This window comes from Paenibacillus sp. V4I9 (assembly GCF_030817295.1).
Taxonomy (GTDB): domain Bacteria; phylum Bacillota; class Bacilli; order Paenibacillales; family NBRC-103111; genus Paenibacillus_E.
This window is the reverse complement of the sequence record NZ_JAUSZE010000001.1, coordinates 2,643,872-2,664,268: the sequence shown is the minus strand read 5'-3', so window position 1 is coordinate 2,664,268 and position 20,397 is coordinate 2,643,872. Positions and strand designations below refer to the sequence as shown.

General features: G+C 45.5%; 18 protein-coding genes. 3 read left to right on the top strand and 15 right to left on the bottom strand.

Translation table 11 applies throughout. The features are described from left to right. Window position 1: 1 nt before the first annotated feature. From QFZ81_RS12120 to QFZ81_RS12080, 9 genes are all read right to left on the bottom strand, one after another. Window positions 2–2,935 carry an ABC transporter permease gene (locus QFZ81_RS12120; protein WP_373463667.1) on the bottom strand — a complete coding sequence of 978 codons (2,934 nt, stop codon included), beginning with the start codon at window positions 2,933–2,935 and terminating at the stop codon, window positions 2–4. Continuing rightward, window positions 2,935–4,035, bottom strand: a complete 1,101-nt coding sequence (locus QFZ81_RS12115) for a permuted SH3 domain-containing protein (protein WP_307444183.1) — start codon at window positions 4,033–4,035, stop codon at window positions 2,935–2,937. The genes QFZ81_RS12120 and QFZ81_RS12115 overlap by 1 nt, the downstream gene beginning before the upstream one ends. Continuing rightward, window positions 3,998–4,768: an ABC transporter ATP-binding protein gene (locus QFZ81_RS12110; protein WP_307444184.1), complete on the bottom strand. Its 771-nt coding sequence runs from the start codon at window positions 4,766–4,768 to the stop codon at window positions 3,998–4,000. Before QFZ81_RS12110 ends, QFZ81_RS12115 begins: the two co-directional genes overlap by 38 nt. 345 nt (window positions 4,769–5,113) lie before the next feature. Next, complete coding sequence (locus QFZ81_RS12105; protein ID WP_307602888.1) at window positions 5,114–6,223, bottom strand: sensor histidine kinase; 1,110 nt, start codon at window positions 6,221–6,223, stop codon at window positions 5,114–5,116. Beyond that, window positions 6,216–6,911, bottom strand: coding sequence for a response regulator transcription factor (locus QFZ81_RS12100; RefSeq protein WP_307602886.1), 696 nt, complete (start codon window positions 6,909–6,911; stop codon window positions 6,216–6,218). The genes QFZ81_RS12105 and QFZ81_RS12100 overlap by 8 nt, the downstream gene beginning before the upstream one ends. A 41-nt stretch (window positions 6,912–6,952) precedes the next feature. Next, on the bottom strand, window positions 6,953–7,483 hold the full coding sequence (locus tag QFZ81_RS12095) for a VanZ family protein (RefSeq protein ID WP_307444189.1): 531 nt from the start codon (window positions 7,481–7,483) through the stop codon (window positions 6,953–6,955). A 37-nt stretch (window positions 7,484–7,520) separates the two neighbouring features. After that, the gene (locus tag QFZ81_RS12090; protein ID WP_307602884.1) at window positions 7,521–8,381 is read right to left on the bottom strand and encodes a M15 family metallopeptidase; all 861 of its coding nucleotides are present in this window, start codon (window positions 8,379–8,381) and stop codon (window positions 7,521–7,523) included. Between the two features lie 162 nt (window positions 8,382–8,543). Continuing rightward, window positions 8,544–9,164: a nitroreductase family protein gene (locus QFZ81_RS12085; protein WP_307444191.1), complete on the bottom strand. Its 621-nt coding sequence runs from the start codon at window positions 9,162–9,164 to the stop codon at window positions 8,544–8,546. Window positions 9,165–9,303: 139 nt separating this feature from the next. Further along, window positions 9,304–9,849 carry a GNAT family N-acetyltransferase gene (locus tag QFZ81_RS12080; RefSeq protein ID WP_307602882.1) on the bottom strand — a complete coding sequence of 182 codons (546 nt, stop codon included), beginning with the start codon at window positions 9,847–9,849 and terminating at the stop codon, window positions 9,304–9,306. A 180-nt stretch (window positions 9,850–10,029) separates the two neighbouring features. Between QFZ81_RS12080 and QFZ81_RS12075 the strand changes: the two genes are divergently transcribed. Both QFZ81_RS12075 and QFZ81_RS12070 read left to right on the top strand, forming a co-directional pair. Continuing rightward, entirely contained in the window at window positions 10,030–11,406 is a 1,377-nt protein-coding gene (locus QFZ81_RS12075; protein ID WP_307444194.1) for a dipeptidase, read from the top strand. Between the two features lie 24 nt (window positions 11,407–11,430). Continuing rightward, the gene (locus QFZ81_RS12070; RefSeq protein ID WP_307444196.1) at window positions 11,431–11,937 is read left to right on the top strand and encodes a GNAT family N-acetyltransferase; all 507 of its coding nucleotides are present in this window, start codon (window positions 11,431–11,433) and stop codon (window positions 11,935–11,937) included. 153 nt (window positions 11,938–12,090) lie between these two features. Here the strand turns inward: QFZ81_RS12070 and QFZ81_RS12065 are convergent, their stop codons facing one another. Together QFZ81_RS12065 and dapA are read right to left on the bottom strand one after the other, a co-directional pair. Next, window positions 12,091–12,438 carry a RidA family protein gene (locus tag QFZ81_RS12065; protein ID WP_307602880.1) on the bottom strand — a complete coding sequence of 116 codons (348 nt, stop codon included), beginning with the start codon at window positions 12,436–12,438 and terminating at the stop codon, window positions 12,091–12,093. Window positions 12,439–12,451: 13 nt separating this feature from the next. Then, window positions 12,452–13,333 carry a 4-hydroxy-tetrahydrodipicolinate synthase gene (gene dapA / locus QFZ81_RS12060; protein WP_307444200.1) on the bottom strand — a complete coding sequence of 294 codons (882 nt, stop codon included), beginning with the start codon at window positions 13,331–13,333 and terminating at the stop codon, window positions 12,452–12,454. A 123-nt stretch (window positions 13,334–13,456) separates the two neighbouring features. On the opposite strand from dapA, the gene QFZ81_RS12055 reads away from it, so the two are divergent. Beyond that, window positions 13,457–14,329, top strand: coding sequence for a LysR family transcriptional regulator (locus QFZ81_RS12055; protein WP_307602878.1), 873 nt, complete (start codon window positions 13,457–13,459; stop codon window positions 14,327–14,329). Between the two features lie 123 nt (window positions 14,330–14,452). Here the strand turns inward: QFZ81_RS12055 and pyrE are convergent, their stop codons facing one another. The 4 genes from pyrE to carA are packed head-to-tail and all read right to left on the bottom strand — an operon-like array spanning window position 14,453 to window position 20,246. Next, window positions 14,453–15,094 (bottom strand): orotate phosphoribosyltransferase, encoded by a 642-nt coding sequence (pyrE, locus tag QFZ81_RS12050; RefSeq protein ID WP_307444202.1) that lies wholly within the window; start codon window positions 15,092–15,094, stop codon window positions 14,453–14,455. A 39-nt stretch (window positions 15,095–15,133) separates the two neighbouring features. After that, window positions 15,134–15,823 (bottom strand): orotidine-5'-phosphate decarboxylase, encoded by a 690-nt coding sequence (gene pyrF, locus QFZ81_RS12045; protein WP_307449879.1) that lies wholly within the window; start codon window positions 15,821–15,823, stop codon window positions 15,134–15,136. A 54-nt stretch (window positions 15,824–15,877) separates the two neighbouring features. Further along, window positions 15,878–19,087, bottom strand: coding sequence for a carbamoyl-phosphate synthase large subunit (carB, locus tag QFZ81_RS12040; protein ID WP_307444204.1), 3,210 nt, complete (start codon window positions 19,085–19,087; stop codon window positions 15,878–15,880). Further along, window positions 19,074–20,246: a glutamine-hydrolyzing carbamoyl-phosphate synthase small subunit gene (carA, locus tag QFZ81_RS12035; protein ID WP_307444205.1), complete on the bottom strand. Its 1,173-nt coding sequence runs from the start codon at window positions 20,244–20,246 to the stop codon at window positions 19,074–19,076. Before carA ends, carB begins: the two co-directional genes overlap by 14 nt. Between the last annotated feature and the right edge of the window lie 151 nt (window positions 20,247–20,397).

Genomic DNA, 20,397 nt, shown 5'->3' with positions numbered 1-20,397 from the left:
GCTATTTCTCCTCTCCCAGCTTCACAGCTTGATGAACGCGCAGCCTTCTAATGTGTAAGAACAGCAGCAGCGCCCCTGTTATCATCATGAAAGCAACTACGAAATATAGCTGATAGGTGTCTTTGGAATCGAAAACAACTCGGAACGGCGGCACCTGCGTCTTCACATTCTGGGAGGTTTGAAGGAAAGGCAGGAAGAAATAACTCGTTAATTTACCAATTCCGATGCCTAGCGCGATGGACAATCCAGCCGTAAATCCTTGCTCGAGGAGCAGCATACCGGTCAATTGTCTGCGGGAAAGCCCCATGGCGCGAAGCACCCCAAACTGTACAACTCTACTAGATAAATTAAAGAACCAATACAGCATATAACCGATTAAGGACACGATCACAGAGACAAGAAAGCCCAGGCTAAGAATACCAAAGACGCCGCCTCTTGCTGGAAGCTTCTTCTGAATAATGAGCTCGTTACGAACATCCTTCACGGAAGCTAGCTCAATCCCTTTGGCCTGCAAGGCTGTAACAATCGGTGCAACTTTAGCGTCCGGTTTCATTTTGAGCCATACTTCATAAGGAGTAATAGGTGCCTGATCGTATATATAATCCAAATTTGCAATGAAAAATGGTGTCTGATCCGGATATTGACTCGGCCAATACGGCAGGATACCAACAATCACGAATTCCACGGGCTGCTGCCCAATGGTAATCGAAAGCAGGTCTCCCGCTTTAAGCGCATATTTGCTTGCATAATTCGCAGGTATGATGACAGCTTGCTCATAGCTTCCTAGTAAATTCAGGTATTGATTCGGATGTGCTGGGAATAAATCGGGCCGGAACCACGCTACTTTAGCAAAATCGGCATTATCGATCCCCATGATCATTCCCTGGCCGGTTGATTTACCAGAAACAACGACGTTTCCTTTCATCTGCAAAACTCTGGCCGCAGCCTGAACGCCCTCTAGATCACGGAACATTTGGAAAGGCGGTTCGACGTAACGAATCTTGGAGGGTGTCTCCTCTCCAGGTTTCGGGCCATCTTGACCTTGGCCTCCACCCGCACCGGAGCCACCGCTGCCGCTGCCACCGTTATTACCTCCGGCACCAGATGTCCCGCCTCCCGGAGCTCCGCCGCCGCTTTTCCCTGCGTTCGGATCTTTCGGCAGGTCGTCCGAGAAACCTTCCCATACGGTTTGCAGCACAACATCGGTACCGTATTGATACAAGATCCGCTCCGTCGAGTTCAGATCAATCGTTCGTGCAGCCGAAGAATTGTACACACCGAGGCCGAGCGTAAGAATGAGCAGCAGCATGAGCGGGTAGTAGGCTTTGGCTGAGCGGGAAAGCTGAACAAGCGTCAAAAATAGCGGCACGGGCAGGAATTTCCGTCCAAGCCAGCCGAACAATCGCAGCAGCCATGGAAAGATGCGAAGAAAGAAAAGTCCTAGCGCGAAGATCGAAAGTGCTGGAACGAAAAACAACAGCGGATGCACCTGTAGTTGATCGGTCGTTAGCCCTGTTTGTACGGATAATACTTGGCGTTGATCAAACAAGTAGAAGCCGTAGCCAACAAGTCCTAACAATACAATATCGATGAACCACCGCTGCCATAGTGGCGAACGGTCTGACCTTGCGAGCTGCTGCTTATAATTGACGATCGAAGATCTTGCGAAAAGGACAGCTGGAATCACACTGGCAAGAATTGCAATCAGAACAGCGAGTCCGCCGTAGAGCATCGCCTCATTTGTAAAGCTAACAGGAATCGATTTACGATCAACGAACGTTAGAAATCCACTGGAAGAGCCGATACTTTTCGCCATGAACCAGCCCATGAAGGGTCCAATCAACAGCGCAATCGCCCCAAGCAATAAACCTTCCAGAAAGTATATGCCTACAATTTGCTTCGTACTGCCTCCACGGCTTCGCAAGATGGCAATCACACCACGCTGTCGATCAAGCGATTGTCTGGCATTCATCACAATGTAATAGAAAACCATCGCAATCATCGGGGCCGCTAATGTGAATAATAAAATCTGCATCTGTAAGCTTTGGGCTTTAAATTCAGAAAGAATTGGCTTAAACGAAACATCTACCTTTGTATTCTTGAGTTTTTGGAACAAATTGATATCCAGACGCTCCAAACGGTTCTCAAGTGGCGATAATTGACTGGTTTGGATGTTCCGCAGATCGAATGCATAATACCAATTGGCGAGTTGAAGCGGAATCTTCTTCTCCGTCAACAAGGTCTTCATGAAAACATCATCATGAATAATAAGTGCGTTTACTAACCCTTCTAAGCCTTGAAACCAATAAGGACTCGTTTCATTTTTAGGTTTGAAGGAACCAACGATCTTCACTTTTAACAATTGACTGCCGCCGCTACCTGCAACCGAATAACTGAATACGTCCCCGACATGCAGATCGTTTCGAAACAAAGCTTCTTCTAAGACCACAGCTTCCAATATGCCATTCTGCACTTGCCCAGAAGCCATCTGGCCGATTGACCATTCAACCTGATCGGTTAGTCCGCTTAACGTCGTTAGTGTCATTTGTCGACGTTTACTTGGGTCTGCTTTTGTCCCATCTGTGGGAGTTAGCTGCGCTCCTTTGATGGTATAGCTTCTTGCATAGGTCTGTAATGGGAAACCAACATCTTTCGGAATTTCATCTTGTATATACACATTGACGTCTTTGAGTTCTTCCAACCCTGCACGTTCTGTCCCAACAGCTTGATAGCGCATGAGCAGTGAGCCTGCTGGAAGTCCCTCGCTCTTTTCTTCTAACGATTTGGCGACAACTCGCTTCAGCGACCCATCGGCATACATCGGAATGCTCGTGGTGAAAGCAACAGCCATCACTAGTCCAAGCAAGGTGCTGAGCGTTAGCCAGCGGGTATTCCACATTTTCCGAAATAAAAACCGCAGCATCGGCATGGACATTAGCGACCCACTACTTTCTGTCCAGCTGTGAGACCTTTTACAATCTCCACATCCGTTGACGTCTGCTGACCGATTTCCACGTCCACTTCCTTCTTATTTCCTTGATTATCAATGACTTGGACATAATTCCGACCCGAGTACGAGCGAAGTGCAGCCTGAGGGATCGTCGTGGCGTTTTCTTTTCTTTGTGTAATAATCGTGACACTGAGCGGTGTTCCTCGATTCAGCCCTTTCGGAAACTCACTAAGCTGAACGACCAAATAATTATCGATCGTATCCTGCTCACCTTGTTGTCCTTGACCAGGAAACCCGCCGTTATTATTGTTGTTCCCAGCTTGCGGGTTCGGAAGCTGCTTCACTTTCCCTTTGTGCTGGCCGGCCGAATTAATATCCACCTGCACGTCCATGCCAATGGCTACTTTCTTCGCATCATCTGCACTAATACTAGCGGCCACAGTTAGCTCATTCAAATCGGCGAGAGTCGCAACGGATTCTCCGGTCTTCACAGTATCGCCTTTCTTGGCTGTTACTGTGACGATGGTTCCGCTGAACGGAGCGAGCAGCTGCGCTTTGCCAACTTGTGTTTCAAGCTTGGTCAGTTCTTCACGCTTCAACTCAAAATCAATCTTTGCCTGCTCGATTTGCTCAGGCGACATTTCATCCGCTTTACGTAGTGTTTCGATCATCGTAAGCTCATCCTTACGTGTTTGAAGCTTCTTTCGCTTCAAATCGCTCGCCATATCCGATACGTCAAGCTCCGCGATCTGCTGCCCTTTTTCGACGGAATCCCCATTCTTCACAAGAATGGCACTGATCCGTTTGGCGGACATATCTTCTGAGAAAAACAATTTCTCTTCTTGCAAAGCCATTAAGCGCCCACTCCCTCTCACTTTCGTTTCAAGGGTTTCCGTTTTCACCGTATATTCAGGCTTTTTGGAAAGTTTAGGTGGATTAATCGTCGGAAGCGATTCTTCTTCCTGCTCCTGAGGCAAAAGCGAACACCCAGAAGCAAATAGTAATGTCGAACATACAAGCAGTGCAGCTAAAGGCTTCATCGTCCAATTACGTGACGAATCTTCCGTCCACCATTTCGTAAACATGATCGGCAACCTCCAAAATTGTAGGGTCATGTGTTGTCATACATATCGTGACTTGCTCTGCTTTCATGATGCTGCGGAAAACGGACATAATCTGCGCACCCATCTGAGAATCTAGCTCAGCAGTAGGCTCATCCGCCAAAATAAGGGAAGGCCGATGCGCAATCGCCTTTGCAATCGCGACACGCTGCTGCTCACCACCGGAAAGCTCATAAGGACGATGGTGCATCCGCTTGCCAAGCCCAACGAGTTCCAGGCAATGCTTCACTCGCTCTTTCCACTGGGAACGCGGAATCCCCGCCATTCGCAGCGCTAGCTCCACATTTTCCCAAGCAGACAACAAGGGCATTAACGCATAGGATTGAAAGATAAAACCAATTTCCTTGCGACGTATCAACGTCCGTTCATCGTCACTGCTGAGATGAAAGGCATGCTTTTGAAACAAAATCTCCCCCTCATTCGGCTGATCGAGCCCCCCAATTAAATTAAGCAGCGTTGTTTTCCCAGAGCCGGATCGGCCTTTGAGCATGACAAGCTGCAGCGGTTTGAGCTCCATCTCAATTCCTTTCAGTACCTCTAACTTCTGGCCTCCAACTTGAAAGGAGCGGTGCACACCACTAACCGTTAATAACGGTGAATGTAGTAGGCTGAGACGAGAGGAATGTTCATCAGACTGCGGCTCCTCATCGATAGCCAAAGCGTCAATTGCGCTTCTTTTACGAAACCAGCTTGCCATTTGGTATGTCTTCCTTTCATTTCCAAACTGTATGTATGATAAAATAGACGGCACATCTTTCCAAAAGGTTTCATGAAACTGAAAATTTGCTGAAAGCTTTTAAGCGATAATCCCGTTTGTATGAATCTATTAAAATATACTATGAAATGGAAAATACATCCATACAACGAATTGCCTATTTTTATACATACCAATCACCCCATCTACATTATTTCCGGAAATCTCAAAAACCCCACTTCTTCATTCTCAGTTTCCTCCTTCCATTCATACATTTAGAATAGGGGAAACTGTTAAAAGAAGAAGTAGGGTAAACATAAATTTTTCATTAAATGATCGGCACAATAGTTAACCGAGTCCTTCGGATGCCATTTTTTGCGGGAAACGGACTTCAAAAAGTGTACGAATTAAACTGCTTTGGGCTGTAATTGTACCTTGATGCTGCTCTACAATATTCTTCGCAATGGACAAACCAAGGCCAGTGCTCCCCTCGCGATGAGTTCGCGCTTTATCGCCGGTAAAAAACATATCGAAGATATGCGGCAGCTCTTCCGGGGGAATACAATCCCCATAATTGACCACTTGAATTGCCACATCTTCTGCTTCAATATGGCAATTAATATCAATAAACTGGCCATCTTTTCCATATCGAATGGCATTCGTCAGCAGATTTTCAAATACACGTGCCAACAGCTCACCGTCACCCCAAACAGTCAAGTATGGAGTCACATTCAATCGAGTTGTTACGTTATTTTTCTCAAAAACAGGGTATAATTCCTCGTTTAATTGAATGAGAAGCTCGCTTATATCGATTGGTTTTTTTTCAATGGTAAGTTTTCCATAGTTCATTCGAGTGATTTCGAATAGTTCGTCAATGAGCTTTTCTAAACGTTGAGACTTGGTAAAAGCAATGCTCGTATAGTGCTTGATTTGTTCTGCAGTCAATTGATCGTTCTGAAGAATGAAATCCAAATAACCTAAAACGGAAGTCAGCGGCGTACGCAAATCATGAGCCAAATTCAAGACTAATTGTTCCTTGCTGTTTTCTGCAAAATCTCCTCTCTCCAATGCTTGCTGCAATTTTTCACTTGCCAGATTGATATCTCTCGCAATATCCCCGAATTCATCATTGGATGGAATACGTATCCGACTGTTAAAGTCGCCATTCGCAAGCTGATTAATTCCGCTGGATATCTCATGAAAATAAGCCGCATATCTTTTGGTGAGGAGAAAGAAAAACAAAATCGAGAGAGGAATGAAAATAAGCAAAAAGAAGTTAATATCTCCAATATCTCTAATAAAAAAACGTACTTTAGTTAATGGATTTTCCATCTTTGTCGAATAATAAAAGAGTTGGAGAGCTTTATAGAGCATATAGGTAATAGCAGCGGAAAAAAACATGCTTAAACCAAAGTACTGAATCATTTTAAATCGAAAGCTTCGGATCATTTCAGCCATTGAATGTATATCCCACCCCCCAAACTGTTTTGATCAGTTTATTTTTATGATCGTCTTCTCCAAGCTTTTTACGTAAGGTACGAATATGTACCATGACCGTATTGCTGCCTTCATAATAAGCATCGCCCCAGACCTGTTGAAAGATATTTTCCGCGCTATAAACTTTCTTAGGACTACTGGCTAACAGATACAAAATATCAAACTCTTTTGGAGTTAGTTCAATAGGCTTGCCATAAACGAATACGGTTCGTTCTTCGGGAAAGATGACCAGTCCGCCTGCCTCCAAAGTAAGCTTGCCCGCTTGCTTTGGTTGATTAAACTGTGTGGAACGCCTCAGCTGAGCATTCACGCGAGCAACCAATTCCATCGGGTTGAACGGTTTGGTTACATAATCATCCGCTCCGCTTACCAGTCCTGTAATCTTATCAAGGTCCGTCGTTTTGGCGCTTAAAAAAATGATAGGCAAATGATACTGAGCTCGAATTCGCCTTGTTGCTTCATAGCCATTCAGTATAGGCATCATAATATCTAAAATCGCCAAATCAATGGAATAGGTTTGAATAGCTGAAATAGCTTCCTGCCCATTAGCTACTTTCACGCAGCGGTAACCCTCTTTTTCTAAATACAACTCAATCAGATCAGCGATTTCCGCCTCATCATCCGCTATCAGAATTGTGATCGACTTCATTCGTTCCACCCCTGTATGACCTTAATATTGTTTTTATTGTATCAGATGGAGCTACCTCTTGCTTGGTTAGCACTTGATGTAGAAACTGTAGAAACTAACATAGCGAATAATTTAAAAATAATGAAACCGATCAAGCCCCCGCTTGAATTTAGTATGAGATCATCTACATCATAACGTCCAATAGAGAAAAAAGCCTGCGCTAATTCCAAGATTAGACTTAAACCTAATGAAAAAATGAACGCGTCTATCCATGATACTTTTTTGTTTCTTAACATTAAACCAAGAAGAATTCCGTACGGCATGAATATCGCAAAATTCCCAACCAGGTTAATTAGACCATGACTCGAGATATCATGAATGGTTCTGGATATTTCTTTAAAGGGAATCAGATTACCTTTTTGAATCTGCCTGCTCATATGATCCGTGTTCCCCAGACTTATCTTAAGCTGATGCCAGAGAAATGTCATGTCGATTGAGCTGAACTTAAATAGAATAATTTTGAATAAAGTGTACACATAGAGGGTAAACAGCACTTGAATTGTAATATCTTTCAACATTATTTTATGTTTCATACGCCATTCCCACCTTCTTGAGACTCATAAGCCCTGATCATGGATACATGGTCACAATGATACCGTCCATATTGTTGCCTGATATCTGATAGCGACCATTTGCTGGCACAAGTATAGTTGTGTTTTTGGAGACAGGATAATAAGAGATTTGATAGGTTTGGTGATCTACAATAGTCGTAATGGTCTTCTTTTCTTTCAAGAAATCCAAGTATTCTTCCAGGACAAAATTCTTTTCCTGCATAATTGAGCTATGCGGCAAACCAACATAGCGAAAATGCCAGGGTTCAGATTGAATACCTGTGATGGCAGTTTTGTCAGCCGGATAACGCAAGATAAACCCGTATCTCCTCCATGCGTTTTTTTTCAGCCACTTCCCTTCAGGTGCTTGACTCATCTCCGCTTGCGTAGATCCAATATCAAGCGATAAACCTAAATTATGTTCGCTATAGCCTGCTGGTAACGCATAATCAGCACCCATTTGTTTATAGAGCTGGTTTTGTTCTTTATTGTCCCGATAACCGCTGCTGATTAAAAATCGATTAACCCCATCATTTGCTGCGGCCCCAATCATTTTTGAGAATTTTTGCACCAAGCTCGGCGACAACCGAATCGTATTATCCATCACAATGAATCCATTCACCAATTCCTTATGCTTAAACAGATTCACCGCTTCGGACTCTTCACCACCGGTAGGTACAGGATGGTCCTTATTGACCAATAACAAATTACCTTTATAAATCTGATCTTTTGTTACTTTAATCTCGTTCATTTGAGGAGTCACCTCTTGAGCTTGATTGTTTTCTTCCGGTGGTTTCTCGTTAACGACTTTCAGTTTGTGTTGAGCAGCGCCATAGCCGAGCAGTATAAGTATAACAAGCCAAAAAAACCACTTCTTCATCCTTAGTTCCTCCTAACCATTCATTCAATCCTAGGATAAAGAAAACTAATGAAAAAGAAATGGGGTTAAAAATAAAATTTTTCTTAAGCTTGTACATCACCACCCAAATAGAAAAAGACCGCTCATCGCCACCTTCAGCAATAAACGGTCTCTATTTATGTATTAAACATATTTCACAAACTCACCAATCGGTTTACGATAACCGCGCGGCCGCTGGCTGGACGTGTCTTCTTTCCCAATCGTAATTAACATAACTGGAACAAAACGCTCCTCTAATTGAAGAGCCTCAATGAGCTTGTCTGCCTCAAAACCGATCATCGGACAAGTATCCCAACCTTGCTCTTTCGCCGTGAGCATAAATAACATGGCTGAAAGACTTGCATTCCGAATCGCTTCATCTCGCTTGAACGGCTCTCCCCGTTCTTCATAGAAATGTGTCACTTGCTCTACTTCGGAATCTAATTCTTGTTTACTAAAGAATCCCAAATGGAAAAGTCCTTCATTTATTCTAGCAGAATCCTTATATGCTTCCAAATCGCCAAGGACCACAATAACTGCGGACGAGCTCTGAATTTTGTACTGCTTATAAGACGCATCATACACCTTCTGTTTCATCAAAGGGTCTGTGACAACAACATAATTAGCATGCTGTAAGTTATAAGCGGATGGGGCAAACTTAACAAGGGAAAAAATTTGCTCTAATTCTTTTTGTGAAATATCGATCCCTTGCGTGAATTTGCTTGCAGATCGTCTAGATTTTACAACCGATTCAAAATCATTCAACGTAAAGTCCCCCTAGTAAATATGTTATGTATTAGTACATGCTCAATACTTTATTCTATTAGAGTAAGGACTTGATAGCAATATGATATGGCTAATTTTTATTACATTTTTCGACATTTCTCTACGATTCCCCTGATTTTTATTCCATTGCTGTATTGCGCAGTACCATATGAATATGGTCCTCCCAAACACCATGAATTTGTAAATATTTGAGCGCCAAGCCCTCCTCATAAAAGCCCAACTTTTCTACGACCTTCAGGGACGCCACGTTTCTAGGCATGATATTGGCTTCAATGCGGTGAAGGTTCATTTCGTCAAAAGCGTAGGCAATGATCGCTTTCAGTCCCTCTGTCATGAGACCCCGATTAAGAAGCTTCCCGTCCATTCGGTAGCCCAAATGGCAAGATTGAAATGCACCTCTGACGATATTACTAAGAGCGATTGACCCTACAATTCGTTCTTCAAATAGCATCCATACCTTAAACATCTGACCTTCCTCGATCTTGATTCCTTCTTGTTCCAACTGCTCAGCTTGATAATCCTTCATGAAATACGTATCAGTACGTTCTAATTCCCACGTTTCGAGAAACGTTCGATTACGAATCACATAATCCAGAACCAGATCTACGGAAGAACGATCCAATATAACTAAAGACATTCGTTCAGTCTTAACCAATAGTTTCATTAACTTTACCCCTTTTAAATAGCAGGATTTACCTATACAATAATACCCACTTCTATTTACTTCGTGCAACTCTCTTATAAAATGTGTGTCTGCATCACTTATTTGCAGGAATTTACTTGCATTTGGGGAACTTAAAAGAAGCAACAATCTAAATGGCTTACAAAGAAGGAGAAATCAAACATGATTGAAACGATCAAAACCTATTTGAATGAGCAAAGGGATCAACACATAGAGGAATTAATGCAGTTTTTGCGGATTCCAAGTATTAGTGCTGTCGCCGAGCATCAACCAGACATGATTCGCTGTGCAGAATGGACCGCTCAGTCTTTGAAACAAGCCGGTCTTGAGAACATTGAAATTATGGCTACTGGGGGACATCCCGTTGTCTATGCAGATTGGTTGCATGCTCCGGGTAAGCCAACTGTACTTGTATACGGACACTATGATGTTCAACCGGCCGAGCCATTAGAGCTGTGGAACACCCCTCCATTTGAGCCTGTGATTCAAGATGGCAAACTATTTGGCCGCGGAAGCACGGATGATAAAGGTCAACTGCTGCTTTACGCCAAAGTGATTGAGGCTTTTTTAAGAACGCACGGCAGTCTACCTGTTAATGTGAAGTTTTGTATTGAGGGTGAGGAAGAGATTGCGAGTAAGCACCTGCCGGCATTCGTGGAAAAATATAAAGATAAATTACAAGCCGATACCATTGTTCTTTCCGATACTCAAATGCAAGGGCCAGGAAAACCTGCACTTATGTATGGTCTTCGCGGGCTAGCTGGGTTCGAAATTACGATTGATGGCGCAAATAGTGACCTTCATTCTGGTCTGTTTGGCGGAGCGGTTCAGAACCCGATTCACGCTTTATCGAAGCTGCTGAGTTCCTTCCATGATGAGAATGGTCGTGTAGCGGTGGAAGGCTTTTATGATCGAGTCATTGAGCTCTCGGACAAAGAGCGTGAAGCCTTTAAACAAGTAGAACCTGACGCGAATAAGGTTCGATCGGACTTACATGTTGAAACGTTATATGGGGAAAATGGGTTCTCGTTCTATGAACAAACGACTTCCAGACCGACCTTGGAAATCACATCCGTAAGCGGCGGCTTTCAGGGTGAAGGTATTAAACCAATCATTCCTAACCGTGCCAGCGCTAAAATAGCTTGCCGTCTCGTTGCCGCACAAGTTCCCGAGGAAATCATGGATGCAGTTGAAAATCATATCCGTGCCCTCTCCATGCCTGGCGTAAAAGTGACCCTCGACCGCCAGCTGCGCGGAAACCCATTTATCACGCCAATTGACGAGCCAGTAATGGTAGCAGCTGCGGAAGCTTATGAGGATACCTATGGCGTATGGCCTGTATATACAAGAAGCGGAGGCTCTATCCCTATTGTTGAAGTGTTAGGACGTGTGTTAGACGCACCCGTAGTACTGCTTGGTTTTGGATTGCCAGGTGAAAATCTGCATGCGCCGAATGAGCATTTCCATTTGGTCAATTGGGACAAAGGAACAGAGACCATCAGCCGTTTTTGGCTGAAACTTGCCGCAATGAATGAATAACCACTGAAAGGAATGAGCCAAAACATGAGTACGAATCCCCTAACGATCCGCAATGCGAGCTTGGAAGACTTAGCAGACATTGTACGAATTTATAATTCTACCATTGAAGGACGCATGGTTACAGCAGATACAGAGCCCGTGACCACAGCCAGTCGCGAAGGCTGGTTCTATGAGCACTCTGCTGATTTCCGCCCTTTATGGGTATTGGAAAACGGCAGCGGCATCTGTGGATGGCTCAGCTTTCAGTCCTTTTATGGCCGACCTGCCTATAACGCTACAGCGGAAGTCAGCATTTATGTCGATGAAGCTTTTCGCGGCCAAGGCATTGGTCGTTATCTGATGGAGCATGCGATAGACGCTAGTCCAAGGCTAGGACTGAAGACGTTGCTCGGCTTCATATTCGGTCATAACGATCCAAGCCTCCACCTTTTCCGTAAATTCGGATTCGCTAACTGGGCACATCTGCCTGGCGTTGCTGAACTTGACGGAATCGAACGCGACCTCATCATTCTTGGTAAACGTGTAGGATAATATGTAAACAAAAAGCGCTTTCCCCTTATGCCCGCGATTTCAAATCGCCTTCTAAGAGGACAAGCGCTTTTTTTACAATTAAATGCCTTGCCTTACCTCAAAGCCTTTCTCAGTTTCATCGATCAACAGGGCTTCAACCTCAATCTCTATCAACTACAGAGGATCTATTAAAGCCTTCACTTCAACCATCGTTGCCACGGGCTGCACGTCACGGAAATACTCCCCATGTGCCCGGCCGAATTCCTGCCATAACGAAATATCCGTTACATACATTCGCGTTCGAATCACATCTGACATTTGACCCCCGATTTCTTGCAGCGCCTGCTCGATCGTCTGGAGGACGAATCGCGCTTGCTCATACGGATTACCTATGCCAACGACCTCGCCATCCTTCATTGCTGTTGTGCCTGCAACCTCGATCCGGTCCCCCACCCGAATCGCACGGCAATTGCCTACAACAGGTTCCCAAGGTGAGCCTGTAAATACCCTAGTCCGATTCATCAATCTCTCCCTCTCATTTTTGCAAATAATAGGCTAACTTCTCTTGTAAGCCTTTTGTCACGGAAAGCAGCGGTAATCGAAGTGCTCCGGATTCAATGACACCTTGCTGCTCAAGCAGCCATTTGAGAGGCGCTGGATTGGGCTCTTCGAAAAGCAATCGAATGAGTGGTTGCAGCTCATCGAATAGTTGTTTGCTCATCTCGTGTTGACCAGCTGCAAAATGCTGATAAAACGATACAAAACGCTCAGTCATTACGTTCGCTGACGCGCTCATAACCCCTTTAGCACCGGAGCTAAGCGCCTCAAATAGCAGTGAATCTTCCCCACACAAGACGGGCTTCGAGCCTAGACGAGTAAGCTCAGACACCAATCGGGTGTTCGGCGTACTGTCTTTCATACCTATAACACCATCGAGTTCAAGTATCGTACGCACGGTATCAAGTTCCAACGTCACGCCCGTGCGATGCGGTATTTCATATAAAATGACAGGCACACCAACGCTGGCTGCCCGGCGAAAATGTTCAATAATCCCTTGTTGACTCGGCCTATTATAGTAAGGCACAACGACTAGAACGGCATCAGATCCTAATTTCCCGGCAGCCTCCGTCTTTTTCACCGTGGACAACGTATCATTCGTTCCTGTACCTACAATGAGCGGAACATCTACTTGCGCAGCCTCGCGAGCTGCTTGTGCCGTAGCGAACAAGATCGACATCTCTTCATTTGTAATCGTCGGCGATTCCCCTGTCGTTCCATTGACGACTAGTCCGTCTACCTCATCTTGAAATAAATTGTAAGCTAGATTATAAAAAGAGGCAGCATCCACCTCATATTCCTCATCAAATGGTGTAATTATGGGTACATAGATCCCCTGTAAGTCTTTCTCTCTTAACATCCCAATCATCTCCCAGTCCTATTTCATTTGTACATTCACTTTAGCATGGATCATTGGATCACAGTTAGCTATAATAAATGATAAGACTCATCAAAATTTTTGATATTAAAGCGAGGGGTTCCCATGGATTTAACCTATTTCCGAACCTTTCGGGAGGTTGCACGGAGAAAGAGCTTTACACGAGCTGCTGAAGAATTGGGCTATGCGCAATCGAGTATTACGATGCAAATTCAGAAGTTGGAACGAGAGTATGGCGTACCCCTTTTCGAAAGATACGGACGTCAGCTTCGATTAACAGCACCCGGAGAAAGTTTGCTAAAGCTAGTCTTGCAGATGCTTGACCTCTACGATCAATCCAAAGAAATGATAACAAGCGAAGTCAGCGGAACACTGACGATCGGTACGATTAACTCACTTGCTGCTTACTATTTACCACCCTATTTACATGTGCTGAAACAACAATTTCCTGGACTGAATATCCAGCTCTTTCCTGACAGTGAAGCTTCCCTCATTACTAAAGTAAGAGATGGGGACTATGACATTGGACTCCTACTAGATCGTTATCCAGCAGATACCACACTTACTTGTACAAAGGTCAGAGAAGAACCTTTAGTTTTGGTGGCACCGCTTGAGCATCCTTTAACGAAACAAACACAAATACAACTAACCGATTTTCAGCAAGCCGAATTTATCGTAACTGAAGAGGGCTGCATCTATCGAGGTATGTTTGAAAAGTTACTAAAAGATCATGCTGTCCCGCTTCAAATTGGATTTGAGCTCGGTAATTTAGAAACAATTAAACACTGTGTCATGAATGGGCTTGGTATCGCCCTGCTGCCCCAAATTGCTGTACAGAACGAACTGGAACTAGGGAAACTAGCACATCTTCCTTTTTCACATTCGGACTTAAAATTAGACCTTCAACTGCTGCTTCACCCCAAAAAATGGATGTCTCAGCCCTTACAAACATTCATTCAACTACTGACTCAAGGATAACCTCAGCAAATAAAAAAAGAAGCTCTCCTTTTCGTAAAGGTAGAGCTTCTTCCGTTATGAACTTATATGCGGATGTTGGCTTGCTTCAAAGCGTCTCCGCCGCAAATCGCAGTCAGAACTGACCTACATACCAAACGCAGCAGGATTCGATCTCCAAGAACGAAGGAGCTCCATGTCCTCTTGTTTGATTTTCCCCTTCTCTAGAGCCACTTCAAGCAGTGTAGAGTAGTTGGAAAGTGTATATAGTGGCATATCAGCAGCTTGGAATGCTTCTGTAGCTTTATCTAACTGATAGGAGAAAATCGCCAGCACGCCCAGTGCTACAGCACCAGCTTCTTTGACAGCAATAGCTGCTTTCAAAGAACTGCCACCCGTAGAGATAAGATCCTCAATCACGATCACCTTTTGTCCCGGTTTCACAGTGCCTTCAATCAAGTTCTCTTTGCCATGTCCTTTGGCTTTATCACGAATGTAGATCATCGGGAGACCTAGCTTCTGAGCAACCCAAGCGGCATGAGGAATGCCCGCTGTTGCCGTACCAGCTACAACCTCAGCATCCGGGAATTTCTCTTGGATCAAAGCTGCGAAGCCGTCAGCGATCGATTCGCGAATAGCTGGGTGTGACATCGTCAGACGATTGTCACAATAGATTGGCGATTTGAGGCCAGAAGTCCATGTAAAAGGCTGTTGCGGTCGAAGTGCTACCGCTTCGATATCTAATAATGACGCTGCAATATGCTGCGCGATTGTTTCGAGTTGACTCATGTTACTTCCACCGTTCCTTCCGTTGTTAGACAAAGCATGCTACACGATTGAATCGATAATCGCTTCAATTGCTGCTCTTGGATCCGCTGCTCCTGTGATCGGTCGACCGATCACGACGTAATCCGTTCCCTGCGCGAATGCCTCAGCCGGCGTCATAATGCGCGACTGGTCGCCCACGTCGGCTCCCGCAGGGCGAATGCCTGGTGTCACGGTGACGAAACCGTCACCGCACACCGCCTTAATCGCGGTCACCTCAAGCGGTGACGCGACGACCCCCTGCAGCCCCGCAGCATGCGCCAAGCGGGCATAGCGAATGACGGCCTGCTCAACCGTACCGGTCAGGCCGATCTCGTCATTCAGCACCTGTACACTGGTGCTGGTTAATTGCGTCACGCCGATGACAATCGGACGCGAAGCACCTACAGCTAGCCCCTTGTCGACACCCTCCAAGGCGGCTTCCATCATTTGCTTGCCTCCGGCAGCATGGACATTGAACACGTCAACCCCAAGGCGCGTCACGCTTTCCGCGCCACCTTTGACCGTGTTCGGAATGTCATGCATCTTCACATCGAGGAACACCTTGTAGCCGCGATCCTTCAGACTCGCGACGAAGCCGGGACCCGCAGCATAGAACAGCTGCATGCCCACCTTCACGTAGCAAGGGATGCCTTCGAGCTGCTTAAGCAGCCCTTCAGCACCTTCTGCGTTCGCATAATCCAAAGCGACCATAATGCGTCCAGTAACATCTGTGCGAGTTAGCGTACTCAAGTTCGTCACTCTCCTTTAGACATGAATTGGCATTGCACGTGAGGAGAAGTTGATCGCTTCAAGCATATTAACAAGCGCTCTTACTGTATCAAGTGATGTCATACAAACCACACCGTTCTCAACCGCTTCACGACGAATGCGGAAGCCGTCACGCTCTGGCTCTTTACCTTTCGTCAGTGTGTTCACAACGAACTGTGCATCACCGCTGCGGATGAGATCCAGAATGTTAGGCGAACCTTCGCTCAGCTTGTTCACAGTCGTCACTGGAAGACCAGCTTGTTCAATCGCCGCTGCTGTTCCGCCTGTTGCAATGATTTTATATCCTAGGCGATAGAAGCCCTTTAAGATTTCAATCGCTTCCTCTTTATCTTTGTCAGCTACCGTTACTACGACAGATCCTGCTGCAGGAATTTTCATCCCCGCTCCAATTAAGCCTTTGTAGAGTGCTTTGGCAAAATTGATATCGCGCCCCATAACCTCGCCCGTCGATTTCATCTCAGGTCCGAGCGTCGTATCTACACGGCGCAGCTTAGCGAAGGAGAATACTGGCACTTTAACCGATACGTACTTGTCTTCCGGCCATAAACCGCCTTGGTAGCCCATATCAGCCAGCTTTTGTCCCATAATGACGCGTGTAGCCACGTTGGCCATCGGGATGTTCGTTACTTTGCTCAAGAAAGGCACGGTTCTGGAAGAGCGCGGGTTTACCTCGATCACATACACTTGATCGTTATGAATAACGAACTGGATGTTAACCAGACCAACTACGTTCAGCTCAAGGCCGATTTTCGTCGTAATGTCGATAATTTGTTGTTTAATCTCATCCGAAACGGATTGCGGTGGATAAACCGCGATGGAGTCACCGGAGTGAACCCCTGCGCGTTCAACGTGTTCCATAATCCCTGGGATTAGAACCGTTTCTCTATCGCAGATGGCATCAACCTCTACCTCTTTACCAAGCATGTAGCGGTCGATCAGAACAGGATGCTCAGGGTTGATTTTCACGGCATATTCCATGTAGCTTAGCAATTCTTCATCGGAGTAGACGATTTCCATTGCGCGTCCACCTAGGACGTAGGATGGGCGAACAATAACCGGATATCCGAATTTCGCAGCTGTACCCACAGCTTGGTCAACCGATGTAACGGTGCCGCCTGGTGGTTGAGCAATCGAAAGCTTGCTAAGCAAGGCTTCGAATTTCTTACGATCTTCCGCTGTGTCGATACTTTCCAGATCCGAACCTAGAATGCGTACGCCAGCTTTGTGTAAAGGTGCAGCCAAGTTAATCGCTGTTTGACCACCGAATTGAACGATAACCCCGATTGGGTTCTCACGTTCGATTACATTCATCACATCTTCAAAGAACAAAGGCTCGAAGTACAAGCGATCAGATGTATTGAAATCCGTTGACACCGTTTCTGGGTTATTGTTGATAATAACCGCTTCGTAACCTGCTGCTTGGATCGCCCAAACCGCATGAACCGTGGAGTAATCGAACTCAATCCCTTGACCGATACGAATCGGGCCGGAACCCAGAACAACCACTTTTTCTTTCGTTGTTTCCGTAACTTCATCTTCTTGCTCATAAGTCGAATAGTAGTATGGCGTTGAAGCTTCGAATTCCGCTGCGCAAGTATCTACCATTTTGTAAACTGGCTTGATATTTTGTTGTAGACGGTGAGTTCGGATGTCAGCTTCTTTGGTAAATGTCGAGCAGCCCGCAAGTGCGCGAATTTCGGCAATGGCACGATCTGTGAAGCCTTTGCGTTTCGTTTCGAAAAGCAGCTCGTTTGTAAGCTCGCTAGCTGCAATCTCTTTTTCGTATTTAATCAGACCATCCAGTTTGTTCAAGAACCACCAGTCAATATTCGTCAATTTTTGCAATTGTTCCACGGTATAACCTCTACGATAAGCTTCTGCTAGTAAGAACAAGCGCTCATCATCGGGCTTTTGCAGGCGGAACTCGAGTGTTTCTTGATCTATGAGATCTGTCTCTTTCAAGAACAAACGGTGTACGCCGATCTCTAAGGAACGAACCGCTTTATGAATGGACTCTTCGAATGTACGGCCAATCGCCATAACTTCGCCAGTCGCTTTCATTTGCGTACCCAGCTTACGGTTTGCTGCCGTGAATTTATCGAACGGCCAACGTGGAATTTTGGAAACGATGTAATCCAGAGCTGGCTCGAAGCATGCATAGGTTTGGCCTGTAACTGGATTGACTAGCTCATCGAGCGTGTAGCCAATCGCAATTTTAGCAGCCATCTTCGCAATCGGATAACCCGTTGCTTTGGATGCAAGCGCTGATGAACGGCTTACACGCGGGTTCACTTCGATTACGTAATATTGGAAGCTGTGCGGATCAAGCGCGTACTGAACGTTACAGCCACCCTCGATGTTCAAGGCGCGAATGATTTTAAGCGAAGCCGAACGCAGCATTTGATACTCACGGTCCGACAATGTTTGGCTTGGTGCTACAACGATACTATCTCCGGTATGAACACCTACTGGATCAAAGTTCTCCATGTTACATACCACGATGCAATTATCGTTCGCGTCACGCATAACTTCGTATTCGACTTCTTTCATGCCTGCAATACTGCGCTCTACCAGACATTGGCCGATTGGGCTGTAGCGAATTCCGGAAGCCACAATTTCGGTCAACTCTTCCATCGTGTTACAGATACCGCCGCCCGTTCCACCTAATGTGTAGGCAGGACGAATGATGATTGGAAACCCGATCTCGTTAGCAAAATCTACCGCTTGAGCGACCGTCGTTACGATTACGCTATCTGGTACAGGCTGCTCTAATTCTCTCATCAAGTCTCTGAAAAGGTCGCGGTCCTCTGCTTTCTCAATCGCCGTAAGCTGTGTTCCCAGAAGCTTCACGTTCTCGCTTTCCAGAACACCCGCACGAGCTAGCTCAACAGCCATGTTCAGACCTGTTTGACCACCGAGTGTTGGAAGCAAACCATCCGGACGTTCTTGACGAATGATTTGCGTAACAAACTCAAGCGTGATCGGTTCGATATATACTTTATCCGCCATGTTCGTATCCGTCATGATCGTAGCAGGGTTGCTGTTGATCAGGATAACTTCCATGCCTTCTTCTTTTAGCGCTTGGCAAGCTTGCGTACCTGCATAGTCAAATTCCGCTGCCTGACCGATGACGATAGGACCGGAACCGATAACGAGAATCTTTTTGAGTGTATTATTTTTTGGCATATTGCAGTTCCTCCTTCACAGATGTCGATGCCGTGGAAGCTTTCCACTGTGCAAGCATTTGCGCTTGGCGCGGCTGCTGTGGGTTATCGATTTTGTGCTGACGAATCAGCGAGATGAAATCATCGAACAAGTAGCTGGAGTCAAATGGCCCTGGTGCTGCCTCTGGGTGATACTGAACCGAGAAGGCAGGGTATTTCTTATGTTTCAAGCCTTCAATGGTGCGGTCATTATTATTGATGTGCGTCACTTCAAGGTCAGTTCCTTGGACGGATTCTTCCTTAACCGTGTAGCCATGGTTTTGCGATGTAATGTAGCAGCGTCCAGAAATTAAATCTTTTACCGGATGGTTGCCGCCGCGGTGACCGAACTTCAGTTTATCTGTATCTGCACCGCAAGCCAGTGCGAACAGCTGATGACCCAAGCAAATACCGAAGAGCGGGATATCGCCGAGCAAGCCTTTAATCATTTCGACAGCGTGAGGTACGTCTTTCGGATCCCCAGGGCCGTTAGACAGCAGCACGCCGTCTGGCGCAAGGCGACGAATTTGTTCAGCTGTAGCTTCTTGAGGTACAACAACAACGTCACAGTCACGTTTGCTAAGATCACGGATAATTCCGCTTTTTGCACCATAATCAACAAGTACGATACGTTCCTTATGTCCAGGTGCGCCGTATACACTTTTCGTGGATACACGAGCGACTTGATCTGTCATTAGAGGCGTTCCTCTTAAGATTTCAGTCAGCTCAGCAATGGATTTATTGGATGTTGTCAAAAGGCTTTTCATAACGCCGTGATGACGGATTTTACGAGTTAACATGCGCGTATCGATGCCGCTGATCCCAACGATGCCGTATTCTTTCAGCAGGCTACCCAGCGTATATTGCGCTCTCCAGTTACTAGGAATCTCTTCATGCTCACGAACGACGAAGCCATGAATGAAAGGACGTACGGATTCAAAATCATCCCGAATCACACCGTAGTTCCCCACCAATGGATACGTCATCGTCACGATTTGACCGCAGTAGGAAGGATCAGAAAGCACCTCCTGATAACCTGTAATTCCTGTATTGAATACTACCTCGCCGACGGATTCACCTTCACTACCGAACGATTTTCCTGTAAAAAGAGTGCCGTCTTCCAGCAACAATCTTGCCTGCATGTTCTTTCAACTCCTTCGCTATTGTCAAACGATTCTCACGAACCGCAGATGTCATGCCTACAACTTCTTTGTGTAATGCATAAGATTTGCATAAAAAGCAATCATTCTGTATAAATATACACGATTTTTCGGCCTGCGTATAGATCTTAAT